Genomic DNA, 23077 nt, shown 5'->3' on the forward strand with positions numbered 1-23077 from the left:
CCTACGACGCGGGACGGACGCGCAGCACCCCTGCAACGGGAATCAGAGCTGCAGGAACCGCTTGATCTCGAACGGCGTCACCTGCGCGCTGTACGCCTCCCACTCCTCGCGCTTGTTGCGCAGGAAGTAGTCGAAGACGTGCTCGCCGAGGGTCTCGGCCACGAGCTCGGACCGCTCCATGAGCTGGATGGCTTCGTCCAGGTCGCGCGGCAGCGGCGCTATGCCAAGGGCGCGCCGCTCGGCGGCGGTGAGCTCCCAGACGTCGTCCTCCGTGTGGTCGAGGAGGTCGTAGCCCTCCTCGATGCCCTTGAGCCCTGCGGCCAGGAGCACGGCGAACGCCAGGTAGGGGTTCGCCGCCGAGTCCAGCGCGCGGTACTCGATCCGCGCCGAGTTCCCCTTGCCCGGCTTGTACATCGGCACCCGGACCAGCGCGGACCGGTTGTTGTGGCCCCAGCTCACGTAGCTCGGGGCCTCCTGCCCGCCCCAGAGCCGCTTGTAGCTGTTGACGTACTGGTTGGTGACGGCCGTGATCTCGCCGGCGTGCACCATGAGGCCCGCGATGAACTGCCGTGCCGTCTTGGACAGCTCGAACTGGGCGCCCGGCTCGTGGAACGCGTTGCGGTCGTCCTCGAACAGCGACACGTGCGTGTGCATGCCGGACCCGGGCTGGTCAGCGAGGGGCTTCGGCATGAAGGACGCGAACACGCCCTGCTCGAGCGCCACCTCCTTGACGACCGTGCGGAACGTCATGAGGTTGTCCGCGGTGGTCAGCGCGTCGGCGTACCGCAGGTCGATCTCGTTCTGACCCGGACCGGCCTCGTGGTGGGAGAACTCGACCGAGATGCCCATGGACTCGAGCATCGTGATCGCGGCGCGACGGAAGTCGTGCGTCGATCCGCGGGCCAGGTGGTCGAAGTACCCGCCCTGGTCGACCGGCTCGAGCTTCGAGTCGGTCTTGGTGAGCTGGTTGAAGAGGTAGAACTCGACCTCGGGGTGCGTGTAGAAGGTGAACCCGCGGTCGCTCGCCTTGGCGAGGGTGCGCTTGAGGACGTTGCGCGAGTCGGCGAGCGACGGCTCCCCGTCCGGGGTCAGGATGTCGCAGAACATGCGGCCCGTGCCGTGGCGTTCGCCGCGCCAGGGAAGCACCTGGAAGGTGGTCGGGTCCGGCTTCGCGACCATGTCCGCCTCGAAGACCCGGGTGAGGCCCTCGATGGCGCTGCCGTCGAAGCCGATGCCCTCGCTGAACGCCGACTCCAGCTCAGCGGGTGCCACGGCGACCGACTTGAGCACACCGAGCACGTCGGTGAACCAGAGCCGGATGAAGCGGATGTCGCGCTCCTCGACCGTGCGGAGCACGAACTCCTGCTGCCTGTCCATGGGGCCATCTTGCACTAAACCTGTTACAGGCGCGTGTACCGGGTGTGGCCGACCGGTCATAGGCTTTCCTGCGGCACCGACGCCGCCCGAACCACAGGAGAACCATGTCCGCGCACACGTCACCCATCCAGGGGCCCAAGAGGGTCCGCGTGCACCATCTGGCGGAGGCCAAGGCCCGTGGTGAGAAGCTCGCGATGCTCACCGCGTACGACGCGGTGACCGCCGCGATCTTCGACGCGGCGGGCATGGACATCCTGCTCGTCGGTGACTCCATCGGGAACGTCATGCACGGCCACGCGACCACGATCCCCGTCACCGTCGACGACATGATCCCCGCCGCCCGCGCCGTCGCGAGGGCGACGAAGCGCGCCTTCGTGGTGATCGACCTGCCGTTCGGCTCCTACGAGGCCGGGCCGCAGCAGGCGCTGGAGACGGCGGTGCGGATCTTCAAGGAGACGGGCGCCGACGCGGTCAAGCTCGAGGGAGGCCTCCGGTCGGTACCGCAGATCCGTGCGCTGACCTCCGCTGGCATCCCCGTCGTCGCGCACCTCGGGTACACGCCGCAGTCGGAGAACCTGCTGGGCGGGCCGCGCGTGCAGGGCCGCGGCGAGGCCGCGGTGGAGAGCCTGGCCGGAGACGCCAAGGCGGTGGAGGACGCCGGCGCCGTCGCCGTCGTCCTGGAGATGGTGCCCACAGACGTCGCCGCGCGGATCACCGAGGCCGCGCGCATCCCGACCATCGGCATCGGCGCGGGGCCGCACTGCGACGGCCAGGTCCTGGTGTGGACCGACATGGCGGGCATGACCGGCTGGTCACCACGCTTCGCCCGGCGCTACGCGGAGCTCGGCGCGGCGCTGCAGCAGGCCGCGCAGGACTACGTCGCCGAGGTCAAGGACTCGTCGTTCCCGGACGAGGAGCACTCGTTCGACAGGTAGCCCACCACCTACTTGTTGCGCCACTCCTCGTCGTCCTGCTCCCAGGACTCGTTGCGCGACTTCGCGCTGTCCAGGGCCTGCTGCGCCTCGGCGCGCGAGGCGTAGGGACCCATCAGGTGCGTCCAGGAGGAACGTCGCCCCTCCTCGACCTCACCCGTCTCGGTGTTGTACCAGTACTGCTGTTCTGTGGTCATGAGACGATCCTGGCATGAGTGACCTGGCGTTCGGCATCGACATCGGAGGTTCGGGGATCAAGGGAGCGCCCGTCGATCTCACGGCGGGCGAGTACGCGGAGAAGCGGACTCGTATCCCCACCCCTGTCCCGTCCACCCCGCAGGCCGTGGCAGACGTGCTCACGGCCCTCGTGAACAGCTACGACCTGCCCGACGACGTGCCCATCGGCGTCGCCTTCCCCGCACCGATGCACCACGGCGTCGTCCGCTCGATGGCCAACCTCGACCAGTCCTGGACCGGCGTGGACCTGCCGGCACTCGTGCAGCGCACGTCCGGCCGGCACGTCGTGGCGGTGAACGACGCGGACGCCGCCGGTGTGGGCGAGGTGCGCTACGGAGCCGCCCGCAACACCGAGGGCGTCGTGCTGGTCGCGACCCTTGGTACGGGGATCGGCTCGGCCCTGGTGGTCGACGGGATCCTGGTGCCGAACACGGAGCTGGGACACCTCGAGATCGACGGGCACGACGCCGAGTCCCGGGCCGCGGACTCCGCGCGCGAGCGGGAGGACCTGTCCTGGGACGAGTGGGCCGAGCGTCTGCAGCGTTACTTCGGCGTGGTCGAGGACCTGCTGTCCCCCGACCTCATCGTCGTGGGCGGCGGTGTGAGCAAGCATCACGAGAAGTACCTGCCGCACCTTCACCTGCGTGCGCCGATCATTCCGGCCCAGCTGCGGAACGCAGCGGGCATCGTCGGCGCCGCGGCACTCGCCGCAGGTCGCTGACCTGACCAGCCGCGCCCGGCCCTCGGGCCGGGTGTGGTCGCCGGCGGTACCGGGTCAGGCCTCCCGCGCGACGGCGGGTCGCGCCGGCTGGGTGAAGAGCGCGTCGACCCCGAGCATCTCGATGACGCTCCGGACCACCGGTGGCGGTTCCGGCAGGGAGACGGTCAGCCCGTCCTGCGTCCCATAGGTGTACATCTGCATGAGGAACGCGACGCCGGTCGAGTCCATGAACGTCACCCGTGAGGTGTCGATCACGACCGCCTTTGCCCTCTCGAGGGCATTGGCAATCGCAGCACTCGACTCGCCGCGCAGGGAGACGTCGATCTCTCCCCACATACTCACGACACTCGTTCGGGACTGTTCTTCGAACATGATCCCGCCCGTGCGCCCCCTGTTATCGAATTCAGTGTTGCTCACTTGCATCGCCCCTGTTCATTGCTCCCCGACATGGCCGCCGGAACGGGTCGCCCGACCCCCCGGGCAACTCTGGGAGATTGCAACGCCTTCGTCGCGATCACGGGAAGCCTACATCCGTGAAGATCGCAAGTGGAACAGCCTGCGAGGCTTACATTTCCCCCACAGAACTGGTATAACCCGGCGGTTGTCCGGTCAAACCGGAACAATCCTACCGGTCAGATCGGACAAACAGTCGCCGAGTTGGACAATCGTCCAAGAAAAAGATTCACAAGATTCAATTCTCTGAGGATCGATTTGGGCCATCAGGCCCCTCTGCGACCCCTGGATTGCGTACGGTCGGTGCGCTTTCCTTCTCCCATGCGTCGAGCTGCATAGTGAGTGCCTTCGCAAGCTCGAACACCTGCTGCGGGGGAATGCGCACACGGGACACCACCCGACCAGGGACGGTGATCGACGTGACCTCTCCCGACTCAGGGTCGGAGACCGGGCTCGGCGGCTGCTTCACGGCGATGAAGTCCAGGATGAACGACGTCGGCGTGTGCCATACGGAGGCGAAGTCGGCCGGCACACCCGTCTCCATCTCGTCGGGCACGTCGATCTGGAACTCCTGGGGCAGCTCGTCGGACGACACTGGGGGCTCCTCGATTGGCCGGGCGGTTCCCCGACCGTACCGTGGGGCTGGTTGCCGCGACAGTGGAAACGGACTCCGAGGACATATGTACCGGAGCTGCCCGGCCCGCCGAAAAAGTGCCGCTCAGGTGGCCCGCCCAGCACTACACTCGCGCGTTCGTTCCCACGAGCACCCAGTCGCACCCGTCCCCCGCAGACTCCTGGAGGGTCCCCCATGCCTGCCGACGTGCCAGAGCTCGCCCGAGAACGGGAGTTTCTCGCCGAGGCCCGGTTCCAGCTCGGCCGGATGCGGGAGCGGGTGGCCGCGCTCGACGGCCGCTACGCCGGCGACCCGGTCAGCGCGGAGGTCCTGGAGGCAGCGCTCGCGCGGCGGATGGAACAGCTGACCGACGACCCCGAGATCCCGCTCTTCTTCGGCCGGATCGACGTCGAGGAGAACGCCGAGACCTTCCACATCGGACGGCGCCACGTCTCCGACCCCGACGGCGAGCCGATGGTCGTGGACTGGCGCGCCCCGGTGAGCACGCCGTTCTACCGGGCGACGCCGAAGGAACCGATGGGGATCACGGCCCGGCGTCGCTACGGCTTCGCCAGGGGCCACCTGACCGGGTTCGAGGACGAGCCCCTGGTCCGAGCCGACCCGGCCGCCGACGGCGCCGACCACACCACCGCGCACTCGGAGATCCTCGAGTCCGAGATCGAACGCCCGCGCACCGGGCCGATGCGCGACATCGTCGCGACGATCCAGCCCGAGCAGGACGTGATCGTCCGCATGCCGCTCGAACGCACCCTGGTGGTGCAGGGCGCTCCCGGCACGGGCAAGACGGCGGTCGGTCTGCACCGCGCGGCCTACCTCTTGTACGCGCACCGGGAGCAGCTCACCCGCCGCGGCGTGCTCGTCGTCGGCCCCAACAAGAGCTTCCTGCGGTACATCCGCGACGTGCTGCCGGCGCTCGGCGAGATCCACGCCACGCAGGCGACCATCGAGGAGCTGGTCAGCACCCACGCCCCCGTGCGCGGCACCGAGCCCGCCGACGTCGCGACCCTCAAGGGCGACGGCCGGATGGCGGCCGTGCTGCGACGCGCCGTCTGGTCGCACGTCGCCACCCCGCAGGAGACGCTGGTCCTGCCGCGCGGCTCCTTCCGCTGGCGGGTCCCTGCGTACGAGGCGCGGGAAGCGATCGAGCAGATCAGGGCGCGGGAGGTGCGCTACGCCCTTGGCGGCGCCCAGCTGCGGCACGCGCTCGCGCACCGGGTGCTCGTCCAGATCGAGGAGACCGGCGACGCCCTCGACGACAGGGCGTGGGACGTACTGGCCCGTACCAAGCCCGTCCGGGACTACGCGGCGGCGGTCTGGCCGGCCGTCGACCCCCGCAGGCTGCTCTTCCGGCTCTTCACCGACGCGGGGCTCCTCGCCGAGTGCGCCGAGGGGATCCTCTCCGAGTCGGAACGGCTCCTCCTGGCCTGGGACCGCCCGCCCCGCACCGCCGGGTCGGCACGGTGGACGACGGCGGACGCCGTGCTGCTCGACGAGCTGGCCGACCTGCTGGACCGGACGGAGTCCCTCGCGCACATCGTCGTCGACGAGGCGCAGGACCTGTCCGCGATGATGCTGCGCGCCCTCGGACGCCGGGCCGCGACGGGCTCGCTCACCGTGCTCGGCGACCTCGCGCAGGCCACCACGCCCTGGGCGTCGAGCGACTGGTCCGACGTGCTGGGCCACCTGGCCAAGCCCGACGGGCACGTGGAGCAGCTCACCGCCGGGTTCCGTGTGCCCGCCTCCGTGATCGACCTCGCCGCCCGGCTCCTGCCCAGCATCGCGCCCGGCCTCGAGCCGCCCACCGCGGTCCGGCGCGCTCGCGGCAGGCTCACGATCACGACGGCGCCGCTCGACGACGTCCTCGTCGGTGTCCCCGGCCTCGAGGGCTCGGTGGGCCTGATCGTGCCCGACGCCGCCGTGCCGTCCGTGCGCCGCACGCTCACCGCCGTCGGCCTCACCTTCGCGGTGGTCGGTGAGCAGGACGACGAACGCTCCGCCCCGGAGGCGCCCGGCCCGGACGGCCACGCCGACGACTCCTCCGAGTTCGACGCACACCTCGACCTGGTGCCTGCCTCGCTGGCGAAGGGCCTCGAGTTCGACCACGTGGTGCTGCACGATCCCGCGGGGATCGTGGCGGCCGAGCCGAGCCACGCCACGGGCCTGCGCCGCCTCTACGTGTGCCTCACCCGAGCCGTGACGTCCCTCGTCGTCCGGCACGAGGACGACCTGCCGGCGGAGCTGGGGCCGGTCGCCTCCGCGTGAGGTCCCGATCGCACGGTCGTCGTCCGCACGCTTGACCGTGTGCCAAGGACATGGTTTTCACTTCAGGAGTGCCGCCGACACCGACCGGCACGTCGACAGCGGCGAGCTGCTGCCCGACCGACCAGCCGAGCGACAGGACCCGACCGTGGCGTGGAGCACCCGACAGATCGCGGAGCTCGCGGGTACGACCGTCAACACCGTGCGGCACTACCACGAGACGGGCCTGCTCGACGAGCCCGAGCGCAGGTCGAACGGCTACAAGGAGTACGGCGTGCCGCACCTGCTGCGGCTCCTGCAGATCCGGCGGCTCCGGGACCTCAGCGTACCGCTGGCCCGGATCGAGCTGATGGGCCGCGCGGACGAGGATCCCGTCGAGGCGTTCCGGGCGCTCGACGCGGAGCTGGCGAGCTCCATCGAGCGGCTGGAGCGCGCGCGGGCAGAGCTCGCCCTGGTCCTGCGGCACAGCGCGCCCCTCGACCTGCCGCCCGGCTTCAGCGCGGGTGCGAGGACGCTGTCGGAACGAGACCGGTCGATGATCATGATCTATTCGCAGATCTACGACGAGTCGGCGCTGAGCGACCTCCGGCAGATCCTGGAGGAGACGCCACGCACGGACTCCGACAAGGAGTTCGACGACCTGCCGCCCGACGCGGACCGGGCCACCCGGCTGCGCCTCGCGCAGTACTTCGCGCCGATCATCAAGGAGCTGCAGGCCGGCTACCCGTGGCTCACCGACCCGGAGTCCCGGTCCTCGAAGAGCGCGGCCACGCTCGAGACCACGATGGTGGCGTCCCTGCGACAGCTGTACAACCCAGCTCAGCGCGACGTGATGTATCTCGCCGACCTGATCGTCCGCGGAAAGACGGACGAACGGCTCGACGGAAACGACGAAGGAACGGAACCATGAGTGGACCGACGGCTCCCGAAGCCCCCGCGCTCGCCGAGGACCTGCTGCTCCTGCTGTTCGACCCCCGGTCGGGCACGATCGCCGGCGAGGGCAGCAGTCTCTTTCACACGCTGGCGGGCGCGGTCCTCGTCGACCTCGCGTTGCAGGGACGGATCGACGTCGACGAGCACGCGACGTGGAGCGGCCGCGAGGTGCGGGTCGTGGCGGACGACCCGCCGTCCGACCCGCTGCTGCGCGACGTGTGGGACAGGGTCGCCCGTAGGCCGGCCGACGTCCACTCGTTGGTCCTCGAGGTCGGGCCACCGTTGCGCGCACGGGTGATCGACCGGGTCGTCGAGCGCGGGCACCTCGCCCGGGAGGGCGGGCGCACCCTCGGCCTGTTCACCACCACCGCCCTCGTCGACGGCGGAACGTCCCGACGCGCGAACCTGCTCGCCCCCGTCCGGGCCGCCCTGGTCGACGGCGACACCCCCGAGCCGCGCACCGCTGCCCGTGCGGCGCTGCTGGCGGCCAGCGGTGGCCTGCCGGCGCTGCACCAGGACATCCCCTGGTCCGGTGCGGTCTACACCCGCGGCAGGGAGCTCCAGCGCGGGGACTGGGGCGCCGAGGAGGTCGGCGAGCCGGTGCGCCGGACCATGGCAGGGCTCGTTGCCTCCAACCTCTTCGTGACCGCGTTCGTCGCCACCGACTGACGTCCGGGCGCGGGCCGGTGGTGCTCGACGTCGGACGGGTCAGGCTCGGCGCGCGAGCAGGCTGAACGTGTTGGGGACCCGCCCGTCCCAGGCGGCGGCCGTGGTGCCCTCCGGACGCCAGAACGGTTCGGGATGCTCGTCGAGGTGCTCGATCTCGAAGCCCGCTCGCCGGCACGCCATGACGATCGCCGAGAGCGTGTGCTGTCGTTCGACGGCGCCGTTGCCGGGGAACGAGTCGTTGACGTGCGAGGGCGCGAAGTAGCCGCGGTCGGGGCGGACCCGGATCTCCTCCGGGCTCCAGTCCCACAGCGGCACCAGCGGATGCGCTTCGTAGACGTAGAACCTGCCGCCCGCCCGGAGCAGCCGGTGTACCTCGGCGAAGAAAGCCGGCAGGTCCGCGAGCCAGATGAGCGCACCCTTGCCCGTGTAGACGAGATCGGCGCAGGCGCCCTCCAGCCCGCTCTCCGGCATGGCTGCCCGCGTGTACCGGCAGGGTATGCCCAGCTCGTCCGCCCGGCGCTGCGCGCTCGACACCGCCGCCTCGCTGTAGTCCAGCCCGTGCACGGACCGCGCGCCGAGGCGCGCGAGCGCGATGTCGTCCAGCCCGTGCCCGCTCATCGGGTGCACGATGTCGGCGTCGGCGACGATCCGGCCCAGCACGTCGACCTCGGCAGGCAGCAGCTCGGCGGTCCGGGCCAGCGCGAGGTGCTCCGCGTACTCGTCCTCGTACTTGCGCGACGCGATGGCCCACGCGGCCCGAGTCTCGTCCCCTGCGGCATCCATCCCGTCACCCTGCCATCGCCGTGACCAGTGACACAGACCTTTTACCTGCTCACTCCTCGACCGGCTCCCCTGTCGGGTCGTCGACGGCCGGTGCGTCCAGCTCGAGCCCACCGACCGGCCCGGCGCTCCACGCGACGAGCCGCCAGCCGCCGACGGGGTCGCCCTCGATCTCCACCAGACCGGTGTTGGCCAGCGCCGTCCGCTCGACGTGATCGACGTCCACACCCGCCACGCGCGCCGAGACCCAGGCCCGGATGGCGGCGCCGTGGGAGACCACGACGACGCTGTCCCAGCCGCGCGCGGCGACCGCCGCGACGGCGGCGTCGTACCGGCCGAGGAATGCGCGGCCGTCGGGTCCGCCAGGCATGGCCCTGCCGACGTCGCCACGCGCCCAGGCGAAGACCGTGCCGAGGTAGCGCAGATGGGCCGCGTGGTCGCCGGCCATCTCGAGCTCACCTGCCTCGACCTCCTCGAGGCCCGCCACGACGAGCGGCTCGATGCCACGGGCTCGGGCCAGGGGCGCGGCCGTGAACGAGGTCCGGACCAGGGGGGAGACCGCAATCGCGTCGACCTTGCGGTCACGGAGCGCGTGCGGGACCGCGGCGGCCTGACGCTCGCCGAGCCGCGTCAGCCCGGGCCCGGGGCCCGCGGTATCGAGCAGCCCGGCGACGTTCGAGGGGGTCTGTCCGTGGCGAAGGAGCAGGAGTCTCATGGGGAGCATTCTCTCCGACCGGCCGTCGGGGCCGGGCACCCCGACCGTGGGGCGGTTCCGGTGCTGTGTCCGTTCCGTTACTCTAGGGCTCGCCACTAGCCTGATATGTCGGCTTCCACTCGGAAAGGTCTCCGCTCTCATGGATCCCCAGTCCAGCTCGGCCACGTCCCCGACCCGGCGTGGTCGTCACCGGGCAGCACGCGGCCCCGCCCTGAACCGGGCCACCCGAGCGGCCACCGGGCCGGCCGGCGCGACCACCGGTCGCGGCGCGGTCATCGCCGCGGCAGGCGGCGGTGTCCTGCTGTCCCTGATCGCGCCGCCCGCGCAGGCAGCACCTGTCTCCGAGGTCAGCACGGCCCTGGCCGGCACGCCCGTCCAGGGCACGCTCGACGCGGCCGACCTCAACGCCCTGACCACCCAGGCCCGCCAGAGCGTCGTCGCCGCGAACGTCGTCGCCGTCACGCCGAACGCGGAGCTGAAGGTCGAGAAGGCGGCAGTCTCCGTCATCTCGGCCGCCGAGAACGAGGAGTACCAGGCGGAACGCGCCGCCGAGGCGGAGGCAGAGGCAGCCGAGCAACGAGGTTCGGCGGTGGTCTCCATCGCCATGCGGTACCTCGGCGTCCCGTACGTCTGGGGCGGGACGACCCCGGCCGGGTTCGACTGCTCCGGCTTCACGTCCTACGTCTACGCCCAGGTCGGCGTCGACCTTCCGCGCACGTCGTCAGCGCAGCGATACGCAGGTACGCCCGTGTCCTGGGCCGAGGCGCAGCCGGGCGACATGATCTGGACGCCTGGGCACATCGCGATCTATGCCGGCGACGGCATGCAGATCGAGGCCCCGGTCCCCGGCAAGAGCGTGCGGTACACGAGCATCTGGCAGTCCAGCCCGACCTTCATCCGCGTGGGCTGAACCACCGCCGGGTGGGCCGGCCCACGAGCGTTGGTGCGCGGGGGCCGGATCCCGGAGCGCGTGATCAATGCCGATCTCGCCTCGTGGCACGGACGGAAAGCGGACGCGGCTACCTCGTCGGCCGCTTTCCGGCCGTTCTTGTCGAGCCCGCCGGCGCCGACGCCGGGTTTGGGATGAAAGTGGGAGACTGCATCGTTTCCATCACCGTTGCGAGGGCTATCGTGGCCGCAGCGACGGATCCCAAGCCGACGCCGCGATACCTCCGACCCGCTGACCGGACGCACCAGCATGCTGCGCCGCGTCGTACCCGCACGCATCTCTTACGCCCAGATCCGCAAGTTCAACCGGTTGTCTGACTGAACCCGTCCTCGGGAAGCAGGCAGCAGAGGAGCAAAGAGTGACCCTCAGTACCGAAGCAACGAATTTCGGGTGGCTGCTCGACAACTTCGTGCGCACCGTCCCGGGCAGCCGGCACACGCTCGTGGTTTCAGCCGACGGCCTGCTCATGGCGATGTCCGACCAGCTGGACCGCACCAGCGGCGACCAGCTCGCGGCGATCGTCTCGGGTATGTCCAGCCTCACGCGGGGAGCTTCCCGACAGCTCAACGGCGGCAACGTCCGGCAGACGATCATCGAGATGGACAAGGGATTCCTGTTCCTGATGAGCGTCTCGAACGGATCGGTGCTCGGCGTGGTCGCCGAAGCCACGTGCGACATCGGCCTCGTCGGCTACGAGATGGCGCTGCTGGTCTCCCGCACCGAGGGCACCCTCACGCCGCAGCTGATCTCGGAGATGCGCGGCAGCCTCCCCGTCGATCGGCAGCTCTAGGCAGCAGCCGCACCTGCTCGGCGTAGCACCGACACAGCGCCCCCTACCAGCAGCTCGTAGGGGGCACGGTTCGCATGCCTGGGAAACGCAGATCGGTGCGGTCCGCGACGAACGCCGCGCAGGCGTCGCGGGCCGCATCCAACACCGCCCCGGACGATTGTGCCCCGTACGGCACAGTTCCGCCCGGCGGCGGCCTCACCTGCTGTTGACGCCGTCGAGGGGGTCGACGTCGTAGGCCGGCAGGCCGTCGATGCTCGTGCGGTTCTTGCGCCGTCGGAACTCCTGCTGGCCCGCCTCGCCCTTGCGCTCGAAGTACGGTCCGATCAGGTCCCGCTCGCCCTCGTACGACATGAGCGGGACGCCCCAGCCGCAGGAGTCGGAGACACGCTCGACGTCGACCACGATGACCGCGCGGGCACCCGGCAGTTCCGTGAACCGGCTCGCGAGTGCGGGGTACTCGTCGTCGTACCGGGTCAGGACGCGGCCGGTGCCGTGGAGCCGGACGATGTTCGGCGCACCGTCGAACGCGCAGAACATCACGGTGATCCGGCCGTTCTCGCGGAGGTGCGCCACCGTCTCGCTCCCACTGCCGGTGCCGTCGAGCCACGCGAACGTGTGGTCGTCGAGCACGGCGAAGGTGCCTGGCACACCGCGCGGCGAGACGTTGACGTGCCCGTCCGCGGTCAGCGGCGCCGTCGCCACGAAGAACACGTGCTGGCGCTCGACGAACTCGCGCAGCCGACCGTCGATCCGCTCGTGCAGTTTCATGCTCGCACGCTGCCACGGGCACAGCCGCCGGTCACGTCCCTGACCAGCACCTGGACGCGACCGAGGTCAGCGGCTGAGCTCGATGAGGGCGAGCAGCGCCTGGCCGTACGCCTCGGCCGGTTCCGGGTCGGCGAAGACACGAGTCTGCCCAAGGAGCTCGACCTCGACCTCGTAGGCACCGTCGGTGCGGCGTAGGGCGTGAAAGCTCGAGCGCAGGAGGGCACGCAGCTGGTCCTCGCGCGGCAGCCAGAGAGCGTCCTCGATCGCGACCGAGTCCAGCGCCCACTCGGTGGTGCCGTTGAAGCCGAGGATGGTGCCCGTGGGGTACTCGTGCGCCTCGATGGTCATCGTGCTCACGGTGAAGACGTCGCTCGTGAGCTCTGGCGCCTGGACCTGGAACTGGTCGCCGTCGGCCGGTGTCCAGACCAGACCGGCGGTGCGCAGCGTGGCCGCGAGTTCGGTGGAGATCATCGGCCCATTCTCCAGCACCGCCGGCGGGCGGCTGTGGCCGGGGCCGCCCGTGGTTGAGCGGGCGGCGCACTTTGCTCGGTTTTCCCGGCGGCGGTCTCTAGGCTCTCGGACCATGGGAGAGACCGATGCGGACGACCGGGAGACCCGAGCGACGCTCCACGCCGTCGGGCTCGCGCTCGGGCTCGTCGCCGCCGCGGTGATCGCCGCCTTGACCCTCGTGAACATCTGGACCCTCGCCTATCCGCCCGCCGAAGAGACCGTCTGCGCGCTGGTCTATCCGGCGCCGCCCGGTTGTGCGCCGCACGCCCGGTTCACGCCGGCGTTCGTGTCCGCGGTCGTCGTCTCGCTGGCCTACAGCGCGGTGACGTTCCTCTTGCTGACGGTGGGCCGGCGCCGGGCCATGGTTGCCGTATGGGGGCTCGGTGGCCTGCTGATCCTCTGCGTGCTGGCCGGCCAGTTCGTCACCTGGGGCGGCGTGCGGGGCTGAGCCGTGGCATCTCGTTCGTGGGCGTTCGGAGACCGTGTTCACAGCGCGGTTGAGCAGTTCGACCGAGGAGCGCCGGCCGGCGATTTTCCCTTCAGCTTCGGACCCGGCGATCCACCGCGATCCAGTTCGTCTCCCAGGTCGTGCCGCCGTCGGCCGAGAACGCCTGCTCGAACCTCGCCTCGTCCTTGCCCGTGCGGGTGATGAGGAACCGCACCTTGATCGGCCGGTCGCCGAGCTGGTCGTCGCCGTAGAACTCGCCGACGCCGTTGTGGAATCCCCCGTACACCGCAGGGGTGAGCAGGCCGTCGCGGAGGTTGACGAAGGTCAGGCTCCACCGCTGCGCCTGCGGCTCGTACAGTCTCAGATTGAGCGCTTCGATCCGGCCGTTCGGCCCCGACACGTCGAGCTCGACGACGTTGGCCCGCCGACCCGCGAGCGGCCGCACGGTACTGGTGCCGGCGAACTCGAGCCATTCGTCCGGGGATTCCGAGAGCGGGTCGGCGAGGACCTCCACGGTGGAGCGCCAGGTCCCGATCTCCCAGTTGAAATCCCGTTGGCCATCGGCGGTCGTCGATGACACGGGTGGCGGTGCAGCGGTGCCCGATGCCGCCGTCGCGAGAAGCATGAGAGCGGAAAGGCTTGCGGTCAGGATTCTTCGGTATGGAATGGTCATGGTCTCGACTATCGAGCGGAGCTCGGCCATGAACAAGAAGGCACCTGCGGGTAACCCCTCTCGTCCCAATCCGCTGCCGGGCTGCCCGATGGCGGCGGCTTTCACCGCGATCGGCGGGAAGTGGAAGCTGACCCTGCTCTACTGGCTCGCCCACGGAGAGTCCCATTTCGCCGGCCTCCGCCGCAGGGGTGCGCCGATCACTCCCAAGGTGCTGGCCGAACAGCTGCGCGAGCTCGAAGCCGACGGGCTCGTCGAACGCGTGGTGACCGGACCGGTTCCGGCGCGCGTCATCTACCGGCTCACTCCGTACGGTGCCACTGTCCTGCCCGTCGTCGAAGGAGTCCGGGTATGGGGCGAGGCTCACCTGCAGCGCACCGACGGCCAGTCCGTATCGGACACGGCGATGAGCTGCGCCAGCTCGATCGTGTAGGCCGTGGGTGCGAGTGACATCGGCCAGGAACGCTGGAATTCTGCGTCTCGCGAGCGGGGGCGGCTTTGGGGCCCGACGGCGCTTGGTGGGGTCCTTGCGGGCTCCCAGCGGACTGGGGTGCGGACTGCGGACGCTCACAGCGCAACCCTGCGCCGGCTTCCCGCCAAGGCCGCGTTCGGCCATAGGGTGTTCTGCATGTGCTGCCCTCCCCCCGTTGCGACCACGAGCCGATGAACCAGGACACCCATCCCGAAGAGCCGCCGGCCGAGGTCCTGGACGACGTGGCCAGTGTGGTCGGGGCAGAGGTCACTCTTCTCAGTCGCCTATCCGGAGGCGTCAATGGGGGTGCCACGCGCGTCCAGCTGGCCGGAACTGCAGATGCAGTGCTCAAAACAGTGCCCCGGGCACACCCCACCCACCTGGACGAGACGCTGCGCGCCCAGAGAGTGGTCGAGCACATGCGTAGGCACGGCTATCCCACCCCGTCCTGGCTCGGAGTGGGGGCCACAGCCACTCATGTATGGCAACTGATGGACTTCGTCGACGCGGCTCCCGCGCCAGAGCTGACCCCGTCCCTCATCGAGCAACTGATGGAGATCATCGAGCTACAGGCCGGCCAAGCCTCCGAGCCCTACGACCACTGGGCGTACGCCTGGCTGGTCGCCACCAGTCAGGATCCGACCGGCACCGGACCGGATCTCAACGAGGCGCCGGAGCAGTCACGTCTCCGCCGGTCCATGGCCAGGCTCCCTGGGTACTCCTCCGCGGTGTCGGACCTGGTCGAGCGCCTGCGACTCGTGTGTGCTGACGCCCCACCACCACCAGAGGCACCTGACATGGTCCATGCCGATCTCTCGACCCCCGGCAATGTCCTGGTTCGTGACGGAGCGGTGGTGGCGGTCGTCGATATCGGGAACGCGGGTAGCGGTACGCGAGCGATCGATCTCACCACCCTCGTGTGGTATTCCTTCAAGGACCCGCTGCTGGACGATGTCCGAGGGCGGCTGTGGACGAGAATCCTCGGCCTGGTCGGCTGGGAGGGAGCGGCGGTGCTCACAGCGGCCCAGATCCTCCACATGCTCGAGATCCCCATCCGCCACGGGAGCCACGATGACGTTCCAGGGGTGGTCGAGCGCGGCCACCGTGCCCTCGACGAACTGAACGCGCTGCGCTAGTCGCGTGGCGAAAGCACACCTCGGACGCGCACTGTCCGCCTGAGAGCCCACCGGCCTACGGCGCTGTGTGCGCGAGCACGGCTGTGGCCACCTCTGCGTGTGCCCGGCTGGGGAGCTCCGCGCCGACCCCGTCGACGACCAACAGGGTTGCGCCGGGGATCTCTTCGGCCAGCGCCTTCGCATTGCCCACCGGGAAGAACGGGTCGGCCGCGCCGTGCACGACCAGCGTGCGTGCGGTGATCTCCCGGAGCCGCTCGCGCCAGCGTGGTGAGCAGTCCAGTTTCGAGAACACCGTGCTCAGCAGGCCGCTGCGCGCCGACGCCGGGTGCGGACCGGAGCGATCGAGAACATGTGCCGCGTGGGCACGGGCCTCGGCCGCGTCGAAGTGCGGCGAGCCGGAGAACACGCGAGCCGCGGTCACCGCACCGTCCAGGATCGACGAGCGGTCGGTCCAGTCGACCGGTCGGGCGCTGCCGAAGTGGGCGAAGATCGCCGGGGAGTGCTCAGGCAGGTCGTCGTCGACCGGACCCGGTGCGACCGGACGTGTGCCCACCAGCACGAGCGAAGCGACCCGTGACGGATGGTCCAAGGCCAAGAGTTGCGCGATGAAGCCTCCGGTCGCCATGCCCACGATGTGCGCACGAGAGATGCCGAGGCCGTCGAGCACGCCGACGGCATCGGCGACGAGGTCGCGCAGGGTATAGCCGGGGGAGTCGGGATCGACGGTGGTCGATCGGCCGGCGTCCCGCAGGTCGTAGCGGATGACGAACCGGCCGGTGAGCCGCTCCACGAACTCGTCGTCCCAGGTGGCGATGGTGGTGCCGATCAGCAGAACGGGGATCTCGGTCGGTAAGCCGGCCGTGTCGACGCACAGCTCGACGTCGCCGACCGGAAGTAGGGTCTCCATGCCTTGGAGACCGCGGGACGTGGCAAAACTCATCGGGCATGCGCGGCGCGGCGTGTACCGATGACTCAGAGCCGTGGTCGGAGTCGACCTTGTGGATGTGCGGCGCGAGGAGCGGACCATGGCAGTGATCGACGACATTCGGCCCCTGGGCTCGGAGCTGGAACGCTCGTACACGGTGTACGTACGCGGCAGACTGAAGTTTCGCGTCAAGCAGATCGTCTACGTGGCGTTCTCGTTCGACGAGCGCGTGATGGGCTTCGCGTTCCCGAAGGAGGAGCGGGCGGCGCTGGTGGAGAGCGAGCCGCAGAAGTTTCAGCTGCCGTCGGCGTCGGACATGCGCTTCAACTGGATCCATACCGACCTTGCAGCACTCGACCGGGCCGAGGCTCGCGAGCTGGTCGTGGACGCATGGCGCATGGTCGTTCCCCAGAAGGTCTCTCGGGCCTACGATCTGGCGCATCCCGACGGCCCGGACTGACGCCGCCGCTTCTGGCCGACGGCCACTAGGCCGTGTCCGGTGCATCGCGGGGTCAGAGCGCGATGGCTGCGATCGCCAGCCGCTCGGGAAGACGTCGTAGCAGGTCAGACGTTAAAAGCGGACGAGTCGGTCTGTACGCCGGGTTCTCCCGAGGTCTGTTCTGCCGGGGTCACGGGCGCCTCGTCATCGCACGGGGCGCCCCAAGCCTTGGGCAGGCCCGGCAATACCCCGTCAACGACGGGTGACGATCAACGCACCAATGAGGCGGCTACGGTGCGCCCATGAGTTACGACATCCTCGCGTTCGATCCAGCAGCGGTCACCGATGCCGACTTCCCTGCGTGGTGGGAGGAGCAGTCGCAGTGGTCCGAGGACCACTCGTACGACGACCCAGAAGTGACGACGGCGAATCTGCGGTCCTTCTACAACGAGCTGATCCAGACCTACCCGCCGATGAACGGTCCGGGCGCGCCGGCGTACGAGACCTGGCACAACGACATCGAGCTCGTAAGCCAGATGTCGGACTACAGCATCGGCACCTCGCTGGACTACGGGGCGTTCTCCTGGAGCCGAGCACGGACGGCGCGAACCACCTTCACAGCGCTGGCTGCCAAGCACGGAGTGGCTGTCGCCACGGTCAGCGACGACGGGTCTATCCTGCGGCCGTGATGGGAGCCCGCCCGGAGATCGTGTGCCTGTGCGGCTCGACTCGGTTCACTGAGGAGTTCCGCACGGTGAATCGTGACTTGACTCTCGCTGGGGCGATCGTCATCGCACCCGCTGAGTTCGAGCGCGCCACCGACCAGATCACCGACGAGCAGAAGGCTGCACTCGGCACGCTGCACCTCGCGAAGATCGACCTTGCCGACCGCGTCCTGGTGGTCAACCCAGGCGGGTACATCGGGGAGTCCACACGGCGCGAGATCCGCTACGCACGCCAGACCGGAAAGCCGGTGGAGTACACCGACGCCCTCGACGGCGTCATCAACCCCTGATCACGCTCGTCTGCGCAGAGTCCCTTGTCGCCAAGTTTTTGACCGCCAGTCTCAATCGCCAACACAAACCCGGACTACACCGAATCTGACTGATACCCGCCCGTCCCTGCCCGGCAGGCTCAGGTGTCGTAGAGGCCGTCCCAGGGCTCATGGAAGCCCAGGTGATCCGGATAGAGCTCGGCCCAGTCGTCAGCGCCCGCGCTCTCGCCGTGACGCTCGAGGACCAGACCGAACAGGATGCCGTCATGCGTGGTCTGAAACGGACGGATCGCGATGGTCCCGAACTCGCGCCCTGGAAGCGCGTCGAGCCGATCGGCAAGCCATTCCTCCGGCTCCGGTGCGACGGTGACACCGTCCCGCTCCTCCCGGACGGTGCCGCCGGTAAGGATTTCGGACTCGACATAGTGCCCGTCGTGGTCGAACCGGTGCAGCACAGCGAAGGCGAGCTTGTGATCCTGCCAGTCGCCCCACGTCACGTTGTACCCGTCGCGGAAGGCGTAGGTGAGGGACGCAAAGAACTGCCCGCCGTCGTACCGGCCGATCGTGGCAGTCCGGTAATCGGGCTCGTGGGCGATAGGGATCAGATCGGGAACTGGCATGACCGGCATCGTGCCAGCCCTCACTGACACGCCAAGCAGATCAGAGCGTTAAAAGCGGACGAGCCGGTCTGTACGCCGGGTTCTGTTCCCGCGCCGGGTTACCCCCGCGCGGGCGACGGTCATCCATCTAGGCCCTGCGTTGCCGCAGGGCTCGAGCGGTCTACCCGACTGTGCCTCTCCGAAGAGAGTCGGGCGGGCAGCCCTCAAACACAGTCTGTCTGACCTTGCTCCAGGTGGGGTTTACCTAGCCGCTACCGTCACCGGCAGCGCTGGTGGTCTCTTACACCACCGTTTCACCCTTACCCCAGGTCCTGAGACCAGGGGCGGTCTGTTTTCTGTGGCACTGTCCCGCGGGTCACCCCGGGTGGCTGTTAACCACCACCTTGCCCTGTGGAGCCCGGACGTTCCTCGGCGGGCGCCCGAGGGCACCCAACGCGACCGTCCGACCGACTCGTCCGCAGGTAGAAGAGTACCGCCAAGTGTTCACACCGCCTGTCAGGCATCGACCCAGGCGTCAGGCTCAGACATCGACGCGGTACGAGAGCGCCAGCTCGTCGCCCGACACCCCGCGGATCCCCCAGTTCTCCTTCGGGCTCTCCAGGATGACGGCCTCGAGGTCGTTCACGGCCAGTCCCAGGTGCGGCGCGACGTCGTTGTACAGCGCCGCGATCAGCGCACGCTTCGCCTTGCGGCTGCGGCCGGTGAAGCAGACGATCTCCACCACGAGGTAGGCGTCAGAGCGCGGAGCGACCAGGTCGCCGTCGTCCAGCAGGAGGAAGCGGTGGAACCGCTTGTCCGCCGGAAGCTGCCAGGTGCGCACGAGCGCGTCGTGCAGCGCGTCGGAGATCTCTGCACGCCGCTCGCCCCACACGGACCGGTTCCCGTACACCTTGATCTGGGCCATGCTCGGCAACCCTAGCCAGCCGCGCGGGCGCGCCGCCTTAGGCTGAGCGGGTGATGTTGCTCCTCCCGCCCTCCGAGGGCAAGACCCCCGCGCCCGACGGCGCAGCTCCCCTCGACCTGGACGCCCTGGTCCACCCGGAGCTCACCGCACGACGTGAGCAAGTTCTGGCCGACCTCGCGAGGGTCAGCGCGCAGCCGGACGCGACCTCGGCGCTCGGGGTCAGCGACGGGCTGGCCGACGAGGTGGCACGCAACACGGCGCTCCGCGAGGCGCCGTCGGGCAGCGCGGCAACGGTGTACACGGGTGTCCTGTACGCGGCAGCAGGCCTGGCCACGCTGCCCGACGGCGCCGCGCAGCGCGCCCAGGCGAGCGTCCTCACCTTCTCGGGGCTCTGGGGCGTCGTGGCGCCCGGCGACCGCATTCCCGCCTACCGGCTCAGCATGGGCGTCGGGCTGCCCGACGTCGGCCGCCTCGCCACGTTCTGGAAGCCCGCCCTCGCGGAGGTCCTCGACGCGCGGGCCGCCGGCGACGTCGTCGTCGACTGCCGTTCCGGCACGTACGTGGCGGCGTGGAAGCCTCGGACGACCGGCGAGGGGGCCGCCGACTGGGTCGAGGTGCGCGTGCTGCGCGAGACCGACGGGAAGCGGACCGTGGTGTCGCACAACGCGAAGCACACGCGCGGCGTGCTGGCCGGTCACCTCCTGCGCCGGGAACCCGAGGCGCGGACCAGCGAGGACGTGCTCAAGGCCGCACAGGAGCTGGTGGGGTCCGTCGTCCTCACGGAGATCGGCTCGGGCAGGGACCAGACCCTGATCGAGGCGACCCTGTTGGACGGAAGACCCCGCGCCCCGAGAACGCTGGAGCTCGTCCTAGCCTGACCCACATCTCTTTCGAGAGAAGTCGGGCCCCAACCCTGGCGCCGACGCCCCACGACCGGTTGGATGACCGGTCATGACGACAAGCAGCCTGACGGGCGCCCGGGTCGCGGTGGCAGCGGCCTTCTTCGCGCAAGGCTTCGTCTTCATCAGCCTCACGACCCGCCTGCCCCGGTTCCTGGAGCGCTGGGGCCTCGACGAGGTCACGCTGTCCCTGCTGCTGCTCATGATGGTGCTGCTCGCCGGCGTCGGGTCCCTCGTCGCCGAGCACGCTGCGCGGAGCCTCGGCAGCGCGAGCACGCTCCGCCTCGGGCTCGCGCTGATGGTGGTCGCGGTGCCCGCGATCACGCTGGCACCGGCGATCGGCGTGTTCGTGGGCGGGGTCGCGGTGTACGGGATCGCGCTGGGCCTGGTCGACGCCACCACCAACATGCAGGCCGTCGACCTGGAGCACCGGTACGGCCGGCCCATCCTGCCGTCGTCGCACGGTTACTGGACCACCGGCGGCATCAGCGCCGCGGTCGTCGTGCTCGCCACCGGCCACCTCTCCCCCACCGTCGGTGCCTTCGTGGCGGTGGTCCCGATGCTGGTCGCGTTCGCGCCGTTCCTCCCGCACGTCGCGACGACGCCGCGGATCGCACCGAAGGTTCCGGCGGGCGGCATCGCGAGCCCCGCCGGGACGGCGCCGCCGGGCCTCGGCCTCGCCACCGCGGGCGACGGACCGGTCCCGTGGCGGCCCATCTGGCTCGTGGGGACCGGGCTGGTCGTGTTCTACATGGTCGACACGACGGCCGCGGCCTGGGGTCCCGTCTACCTGGCCCGGTCGTTCGACGCCCCAGGCAACCTGGTCGCGCTTGCGACCTTCCCGTACCTCGTGACCTCGATCGTCGTGCGCCTGGCGGGCGGCCGGCTGGTGACCCGGTTCGGGGTGGCGCCGGTGCTCCAGGTCGGGGCCGTCCTCGCCTGCGGGGCGCTGGCGCTGGTGGCGCTCGCGCCGTCGTGGCAGGTCGCGGTGGCCGGCTTCACCCTGCTCGGTGCCGCCGTCGCGCTGGTGGCACCGCTCAGCTTCTCGGCGGCGGGACGCATCGCCGCGGGCACGGCCGGGACGGCAAGCGATCCGGTCGCCGGAACGGCGGTGGGCCCGGCCCCCGAGCCGGACCGCGCCCGCACCGACGCCGTCATCGCGCGCTTCAACCAGTTCAACTACGTGGGGGCGCTGCTCGGTTCGGTGCTCACGGGGTTCGTCGGGGCGGACAACCTGCGGCTCGGGTTCGCCCTTCCCGCCGTCCTCGTGCTCGCGCTCGTGCCGCTGGCGCCCGCGTTCGCGCGCGGGACGCTCCGCCGTCCGTAGGGATGCTCAGCCGTCGGTGGGCACGCCCACGGCCGCCACCTCGGTGGAGCCGTCCTCCCACAGCCGCACCACCGACAGGGAGGCCGGCGGGATCCGCACCCGCGCCCAGTGCGAGGCGGGCGCCCCCAGCGCCTGCCCGACGGCGGTCCGGATCTGCGCCACGTGACCCACCGCCACCACCGTGCGGCCCACGCCGCCGGCCAGCAGGTCGGCGAGTCCGTCCCAGACACGCGCGCCGAGCTGCGCGTAGGACTCGCCACCCGGCGGCTCGAAGGTGCCCGTCGAGCGCCACCGCGCCAGCTCGCCAGGCCAGCCCTGCTCGATCTCCGGCGCGGTGAGCCCCTCCCACTCCCCGTACCGGCACTCCGCGAACCGGTCCTCGGTGGTGACGTGCAGCCCGAGGCGCCGTCCGACGGCGACCGCCGTCTCCTGGGTGCGGACGGTCGGCGACGCGACGAGCGCCGTCGGGCGCGGCAGGTCCGGCCAGAGGCCGCCGCTGCGCATGCCGCCCGTCGAACCCGCTCCGGTCCGCGCGGCTCGTCCGATACGGAAGACGGCGTCGGCGGCCTGCGCCGCCTGGAGTCGGCCACGCGCGGTCAGGGGCGGGCCGGGGACGTCGGACCCGGAGTATCCGCCGGCCTCCGTCAGCGGGGTCACCCCGTGCCGGACGAGCACCACGGTGAGCGGGAGGGCGCCGTCGTACCGAGCAGGCACGGCCGGCGAGAGCCGGTGCGTGGCGAACCCTGGCGCCTTGCTCATCCGGCGGCAGCGCCGGTCGACGCGCCGGCGACGCGCACCAAAATCCGGCCGCACTCCTCGCAGCGCACCACGGCGTCGGGGGCCGCGTTCCTGATCGTCGCCAGGTCGCCCGGCGGGAGGTCCATCCGGCAGCCCTCGCAGCGGTTGCCGTTGAGCACCGCCGCGCCCGTGCCACCCAGCTGCGCCCGGATCTTCTCGTAGAGCGTGACCAGAGCGGCGTCGAGCCCGTCGACCGCCTTGGCCCGCTCCCCCACCATCGCCTGGACCTGCGCGTCGATCGCGGCCCAGCCGGCGTCGCGCTCTGCCTCGATCTTCGTCTTCTCCGCGACGAGCTCTTCGTTGGCCGCCTCGACCGTGGACAGGGCGTCCTCGTGCGCCTCGAGCCGCTCCATGACGTCGAGCTCGATCTCCTCCAGCGCCGCCTGGCGGGTGGCGAGCGAGCCGAGCTCGTCGGTGAGCGCCACTGCATCCTTCGCGCTGACACCGCCGGCGTCCAGCCGCTGCTGGTCGCGCTCCGCGCGGTTGCGGACCTGCTCGACGTCGGACTCCGCCTTGGTGAGCTCGCGCTTGAGGTCGGCGACCCGGGTACGGGACTCGACGAGCGACGCGCGCAGGTCGGCGATCCGGCCGTCGAGCTCTGCCAGCGTCGCGAGCGCCGGCAGCGTCTTGCGCTGGTGGGCGAGCTGCTGGGCGCGGGTGTCGAGCGCCTGGACCTCCAGCAGCCTGCGCTGGTCTTCTGGCGGTGCGGTAGCCACGG

29 protein-coding genes and 1 other RNA gene are annotated in these 23077 nt (G+C 70.4%); 15 read left to right on the forward strand and 15 right to left on the reverse strand.

All coding sequences use genetic code 11. The annotated features are described in order from the left end of the window. Window positions 1-42: 42 nt before the first annotated feature. Window positions 43-1377, reverse strand: coding sequence for a type I glutamate--ammonia ligase (glnA, locus tag ACFS27_RS02135; RefSeq protein ID WP_377179873.1), 1335 nt, complete (start codon window positions 1375-1377; stop codon window positions 43-45). Window positions 1378-1481: 104 nt separating this feature from the next. Here glnA and panB point away from each other — a divergent pair, with 104 nt between their 5' ends. Next, on the forward strand, window positions 1482-2312 hold the full coding sequence (panB, locus tag ACFS27_RS02140; protein WP_377179875.1) for a 3-methyl-2-oxobutanoate hydroxymethyltransferase: 831 nt from the start codon (window positions 1482-1484) through the stop codon (window positions 2310-2312). 8 nt (window positions 2313-2320) lie between these two features. Here the strand turns inward: panB and ACFS27_RS02145 are convergent, their stop codons facing one another. Beyond that, on the reverse strand, window positions 2321-2506 hold the full coding sequence (locus ACFS27_RS02145; RefSeq protein ID WP_377179877.1) for an SPOR domain-containing protein: 186 nt from the start codon (window positions 2504-2506) through the stop codon (window positions 2321-2323). Window positions 2507-2520: 14 nt separating this feature from the next. On the opposite strand from ACFS27_RS02145, the gene ppgK reads away from it, so the two are divergent. After that, window positions 2521-3267 (forward strand): polyphosphate--glucose phosphotransferase, encoded by a 747-nt coding sequence (ppgK, locus tag ACFS27_RS02150; protein ID WP_377179879.1) that lies wholly within the window; start codon window positions 2521-2523, stop codon window positions 3265-3267. Between the two features lie 54 nt (window positions 3268-3321). On the opposite strand, the gene ACFS27_RS02155 is transcribed toward ppgK, so the two are convergent. Both ACFS27_RS02155 and ACFS27_RS02160 read right to left on the reverse strand, forming a co-directional pair. Continuing rightward, window positions 3322-3690, reverse strand: coding sequence for an STAS domain-containing protein (locus tag ACFS27_RS02155; RefSeq protein WP_377179881.1), 369 nt, complete (start codon window positions 3688-3690; stop codon window positions 3322-3324). A gap of 268 nt (window positions 3691-3958) precedes the next feature. Continuing rightward, window positions 3959-4315 (reverse strand): DUF3467 domain-containing protein, encoded by a 357-nt coding sequence (locus tag ACFS27_RS02160; protein WP_253867517.1) that lies wholly within the window; start codon window positions 4313-4315, stop codon window positions 3959-3961. A gap of 213 nt (window positions 4316-4528) precedes the next feature. Here ACFS27_RS02160 and ACFS27_RS02165 point away from each other — a divergent pair, with 213 nt between their 5' ends. The 3 genes from ACFS27_RS02165 to ACFS27_RS02175 all read left to right on the forward strand — a co-directional run bounded on the left by ACFS27_RS02165 (window position 4529) and on the right by ACFS27_RS02175 (window position 8215). Beyond that, window positions 4529-6616: a HelD family protein gene (locus tag ACFS27_RS02165; RefSeq protein WP_377179883.1), complete on the forward strand. Its 2088-nt coding sequence runs from the start codon at window positions 4529-4531 to the stop codon at window positions 6614-6616. 145 nt (window positions 6617-6761) lie between these two features. Further along, window positions 6762-7523 (forward strand): helix-turn-helix domain-containing protein, encoded by a 762-nt coding sequence (locus tag ACFS27_RS02170; RefSeq protein ID WP_377179885.1) that lies wholly within the window; start codon window positions 6762-6764, stop codon window positions 7521-7523. Next, window positions 7520-8215 (forward strand): GOLPH3/VPS74 family protein, encoded by a 696-nt coding sequence (locus tag ACFS27_RS02175; RefSeq protein WP_377179887.1) that lies wholly within the window; start codon window positions 7520-7522, stop codon window positions 8213-8215. Before ACFS27_RS02170 ends, ACFS27_RS02175 begins: the two co-directional genes overlap by 4 nt. A gap of 39 nt (window positions 8216-8254) precedes the next feature. On the opposite strand, the gene ACFS27_RS02180 is transcribed toward ACFS27_RS02175, so the two are convergent. Together ACFS27_RS02180 and ACFS27_RS02185 are read right to left on the reverse strand one after the other, a co-directional pair. Further along, window positions 8255-8998, reverse strand: a complete 744-nt coding sequence (locus ACFS27_RS02180) for a class I SAM-dependent methyltransferase (protein WP_377179889.1) — start codon at window positions 8996-8998, stop codon at window positions 8255-8257. A 49-nt stretch (window positions 8999-9047) separates the two neighbouring features. Beyond that, window positions 9048-9710 (reverse strand): histidine phosphatase family protein, encoded by a 663-nt coding sequence (locus tag ACFS27_RS02185; protein ID WP_377179891.1) that lies wholly within the window; start codon window positions 9708-9710, stop codon window positions 9048-9050. A 139-nt stretch (window positions 9711-9849) separates the two neighbouring features. Here ACFS27_RS02185 and ACFS27_RS02190 point away from each other — a divergent pair, with 139 nt between their 5' ends. Beyond that, window positions 9850-10620 carry a C40 family peptidase gene (locus ACFS27_RS02190; RefSeq protein ID WP_377179893.1) on the forward strand — a complete coding sequence of 257 codons (771 nt, stop codon included), beginning with the start codon at window positions 9850-9852 and terminating at the stop codon, window positions 10618-10620. Between the two features lie 397 nt (window positions 10621-11017). Next, window positions 11018-11449 carry a roadblock/LC7 domain-containing protein gene (locus ACFS27_RS02195; RefSeq protein WP_377179895.1) on the forward strand — a complete coding sequence of 144 codons (432 nt, stop codon included), beginning with the start codon at window positions 11018-11020 and terminating at the stop codon, window positions 11447-11449. Window positions 11450-11644: 195 nt separating this feature from the next. On the opposite strand, the gene ACFS27_RS02200 is transcribed toward ACFS27_RS02195, so the two are convergent. Both ACFS27_RS02200 and ACFS27_RS02205 read right to left on the reverse strand, forming a co-directional pair. Then, window positions 11645-12217 (reverse strand): pyridoxamine 5'-phosphate oxidase family protein, encoded by a 573-nt coding sequence (locus ACFS27_RS02200; RefSeq protein ID WP_377179897.1) that lies wholly within the window; start codon window positions 12215-12217, stop codon window positions 11645-11647. Window positions 12218-12283: 66 nt separating this feature from the next. Further along, window positions 12284-12688 (reverse strand): pilus assembly protein CpaE, encoded by a 405-nt coding sequence (locus ACFS27_RS02205; protein WP_377179899.1) that lies wholly within the window; start codon window positions 12686-12688, stop codon window positions 12284-12286. Window positions 12689-12800: 112 nt separating this feature from the next. Here ACFS27_RS02205 and ACFS27_RS02210 point away from each other — a divergent pair, with 112 nt between their 5' ends. Beyond that, window positions 12801-13175 carry a hypothetical protein gene (locus ACFS27_RS02210; RefSeq protein WP_377179901.1) on the forward strand — a complete coding sequence of 125 codons (375 nt, stop codon included), beginning with the start codon at window positions 12801-12803 and terminating at the stop codon, window positions 13173-13175. A gap of 91 nt (window positions 13176-13266) precedes the next feature. On the opposite strand, the gene ACFS27_RS02215 is transcribed toward ACFS27_RS02210, so the two are convergent. Continuing rightward, complete coding sequence (locus ACFS27_RS02215) at window positions 13267-13953, reverse strand: hypothetical protein (RefSeq protein WP_377179903.1); 687 nt, start codon at window positions 13951-13953, stop codon at window positions 13267-13269. Here ACFS27_RS02215 and ACFS27_RS02220 point away from each other — a divergent pair. Both ACFS27_RS02220 and ACFS27_RS02225 read left to right on the forward strand, forming a co-directional pair. Continuing rightward, window positions 13937-14278, forward strand: a complete 342-nt coding sequence (locus tag ACFS27_RS02220) for a winged helix-turn-helix transcriptional regulator (RefSeq protein WP_377179905.1) — start codon at window positions 13937-13939, stop codon at window positions 14276-14278. The two genes, ACFS27_RS02215 and ACFS27_RS02220, sit on opposite strands and share 17 nt — an antisense overlap. Before the next feature lie 230 nt (window positions 14279-14508). Then, entirely contained in the window at window positions 14509-15453 is a 945-nt protein-coding gene (locus tag ACFS27_RS02225) for a phosphotransferase family protein (RefSeq protein WP_377179907.1), read from the forward strand. A 55-nt stretch (window positions 15454-15508) separates the two neighbouring features. Here the strand turns inward: ACFS27_RS02225 and ACFS27_RS02230 are convergent, their stop codons facing one another. Then, window positions 15509-16360 (reverse strand): alpha/beta fold hydrolase, encoded by an 852-nt coding sequence (locus ACFS27_RS02230; protein ID WP_377179909.1) that lies wholly within the window; start codon window positions 16358-16360, stop codon window positions 15509-15511. A gap of 118 nt (window positions 16361-16478) precedes the next feature. Between ACFS27_RS02230 and ACFS27_RS02235 the strand changes: the two genes are divergently transcribed. The 3 genes from ACFS27_RS02235 (at window position 16479) to ACFS27_RS02245 (ending at window position 17832) form a co-directional block, all read left to right on the forward strand. After that, window positions 16479-16838, forward strand: a complete 360-nt coding sequence (locus tag ACFS27_RS02235; RefSeq protein ID WP_377179911.1) for a hypothetical protein — start codon at window positions 16479-16481, stop codon at window positions 16836-16838. Window positions 16839-17119: 281 nt separating this feature from the next. Further along, the gene (locus ACFS27_RS02240) at window positions 17120-17506 is read left to right on the forward strand and encodes a hypothetical protein (RefSeq protein ID WP_377179913.1); all 387 of its coding nucleotides are present in this window, start codon (window positions 17120-17122) and stop codon (window positions 17504-17506) included. A gap of 65 nt (window positions 17507-17571) precedes the next feature. Next, window positions 17572-17832, forward strand: a complete 261-nt coding sequence (locus tag ACFS27_RS02245) for a hypothetical protein (RefSeq protein ID WP_377179915.1) — start codon at window positions 17572-17574, stop codon at window positions 17830-17832. Window positions 17833-17951: 119 nt separating this feature from the next. On the opposite strand, the gene ACFS27_RS02250 is transcribed toward ACFS27_RS02245, so the two are convergent. The 3 genes from ACFS27_RS02250 to ACFS27_RS02260 form a co-directional block, all read right to left on the reverse strand. Then, window positions 17952-18440 carry a hypothetical protein gene (locus tag ACFS27_RS02250; protein ID WP_377179917.1) on the reverse strand — a complete coding sequence of 163 codons (489 nt, stop codon included), beginning with the start codon at window positions 18438-18440 and terminating at the stop codon, window positions 17952-17954. Window positions 18441-18486: 46 nt separating this feature from the next. Next, window positions 18487-18885, reverse strand: an RNA gene (gene rnpB / locus ACFS27_RS02255) — RNase P RNA component class A. 66 nt (window positions 18886-18951) lie between these two features. Further along, the gene (locus tag ACFS27_RS02260; RefSeq protein WP_377179919.1) at window positions 18952-19335 is read right to left on the reverse strand and encodes a tautomerase family protein; all 384 of its coding nucleotides are present in this window, start codon (window positions 19333-19335) and stop codon (window positions 18952-18954) included. A gap of 50 nt (window positions 19336-19385) precedes the next feature. Between ACFS27_RS02260 and ACFS27_RS02265 the strand changes: the two genes are divergently transcribed. Both ACFS27_RS02265 and ACFS27_RS02270 read left to right on the forward strand, forming a co-directional pair. Further along, complete coding sequence (locus ACFS27_RS02265; RefSeq protein WP_377179921.1) at window positions 19386-20213, forward strand: YaaA family protein; 828 nt, start codon at window positions 19386-19388, stop codon at window positions 20211-20213. 73 nt (window positions 20214-20286) lie between these two features. After that, the gene (locus ACFS27_RS02270) at window positions 20287-21561 is read left to right on the forward strand and encodes an MFS transporter (protein ID WP_377179923.1); all 1275 of its coding nucleotides are present in this window, start codon (window positions 20287-20289) and stop codon (window positions 21559-21561) included. A gap of 6 nt (window positions 21562-21567) precedes the next feature. Here the strand turns inward: ACFS27_RS02270 and ACFS27_RS02275 are convergent, their stop codons facing one another. Next, window positions 21568-22320 carry a histidine phosphatase family protein gene (locus tag ACFS27_RS02275; protein WP_377179925.1) on the reverse strand — a complete coding sequence of 251 codons (753 nt, stop codon included), beginning with the start codon at window positions 22318-22320 and terminating at the stop codon, window positions 21568-21570. Beyond that, window positions 22317-23075 carry a zinc ribbon domain-containing protein gene (locus ACFS27_RS02280; protein ID WP_377179927.1) on the reverse strand — a complete coding sequence of 253 codons (759 nt, stop codon included), beginning with the start codon at window positions 23073-23075 and terminating at the stop codon, window positions 22317-22319. The genes ACFS27_RS02275 and ACFS27_RS02280 overlap by 4 nt, the downstream gene beginning before the upstream one ends. Between the last annotated feature and the right edge of the window lie 2 nt (window positions 23076-23077).

Origin of the sequence: Promicromonospora vindobonensis, from assembly GCF_042685865.1 — a bacterium.
Classification (GTDB): Bacteria; Actinomycetota; Actinomycetes; order Actinomycetales; family Cellulomonadaceae; genus Promicromonospora; species Promicromonospora vindobonensis.

Bases quoted from the DNA above. Each gene is read 5' to 3' on its own strand.
- glnA (WP_377179873.1), bottom strand. From the start codon at position 1,377: ATGGACAGGCAGCAGGAGTTCGTGCTCCGCACGGTCGAGGAGCGCGAC.
- panB (WP_377179875.1), top strand. From the start codon at position 1,482: ATGTCCGCGCACACGTCACCCATCCAGGGGCCCAAGAGGGTCCGCGTG.
- ACFS27_RS02145 (WP_377179877.1), bottom strand. From the start codon at position 2,506: ATGACCACAGAACAGCAGTACTGGTACAACACCGAGACGGGTGAGGTC.
- ppgK (WP_377179879.1), top strand. From the start codon at position 2,521: ATGAGTGACCTGGCGTTCGGCATCGACATCGGAGGTTCGGGGATCAAG.
- ACFS27_RS02155 (WP_377179881.1), bottom strand. From the start codon at position 3,690: ATGCAAGTGAGCAACACTGAATTCGATAACAGGGGGCGCACGGGCGGG.
- ACFS27_RS02165 (WP_377179883.1), top strand. From the start codon at position 4,529: ATGCCTGCCGACGTGCCAGAGCTCGCCCGAGAACGGGAGTTTCTCGCC.
- ACFS27_RS02175 (WP_377179887.1), top strand. From the start codon at position 7,520: ATGAGTGGACCGACGGCTCCCGAAGCCCCCGCGCTCGCCGAGGACCTG.
- ACFS27_RS02180 (WP_377179889.1), bottom strand. From the start codon at position 8,998: ATGGATGCCGCAGGGGACGAGACTCGGGCCGCGTGGGCCATCGCGTCG.
- ACFS27_RS02185 (WP_377179891.1), bottom strand. From the start codon at position 9,710: ATGAGACTCCTGCTCCTTCGCCACGGACAGACCCCCTCGAACGTCGCC.
- ACFS27_RS02190 (WP_377179893.1), top strand. From the start codon at position 9,850: ATGGATCCCCAGTCCAGCTCGGCCACGTCCCCGACCCGGCGTGGTCGT.
- ACFS27_RS02200 (WP_377179897.1), bottom strand. From the start codon at position 12,217: ATGAAACTGCACGAGCGGATCGACGGTCGGCTGCGCGAGTTCGTCGAG.
- ACFS27_RS02205 (WP_377179899.1), bottom strand. From the start codon at position 12,688: ATGATCTCCACCGAACTCGCGGCCACGCTGCGCACCGCCGGTCTGGTC.
- ACFS27_RS02210 (WP_377179901.1), top strand. From the start codon at position 12,801: ATGGGAGAGACCGATGCGGACGACCGGGAGACCCGAGCGACGCTCCAC.
- ACFS27_RS02220 (WP_377179905.1), top strand. From the start codon at position 13,937: ATGGCGGCGGCTTTCACCGCGATCGGCGGGAAGTGGAAGCTGACCCTG.
- ACFS27_RS02225 (WP_377179907.1), top strand. From the start codon at position 14,509: ATGAACCAGGACACCCATCCCGAAGAGCCGCCGGCCGAGGTCCTGGAC.
- ACFS27_RS02230 (WP_377179909.1), bottom strand. From the start codon at position 16,360: ATGGAGACCCTACTTCCGGTCGGCGACGTCGAGCTGTGCGTCGACACG.
- ACFS27_RS02235 (WP_377179911.1), top strand. From the start codon at position 16,479: ATGGCAGTGATCGACGACATTCGGCCCCTGGGCTCGGAGCTGGAACGC.
- ACFS27_RS02240 (WP_377179913.1), top strand. From the start codon at position 17,120: ATGAGTTACGACATCCTCGCGTTCGATCCAGCAGCGGTCACCGATGCC.
- ACFS27_RS02250 (WP_377179917.1), bottom strand. From the start codon at position 18,440: ATGCCGGTCATGCCAGTTCCCGATCTGATCCCTATCGCCCACGAGCCC.
- ACFS27_RS02260 (WP_377179919.1), bottom strand. From the start codon at position 19,335: ATGGCCCAGATCAAGGTGTACGGGAACCGGTCCGTGTGGGGCGAGCGG.
- ACFS27_RS02270 (WP_377179923.1), top strand. From the start codon at position 20,287: ATGACGACAAGCAGCCTGACGGGCGCCCGGGTCGCGGTGGCAGCGGCC.
- ACFS27_RS02275 (WP_377179925.1), bottom strand. From the start codon at position 22,320: ATGAGCAAGGCGCCAGGGTTCGCCACGCACCGGCTCTCGCCGGCCGTG.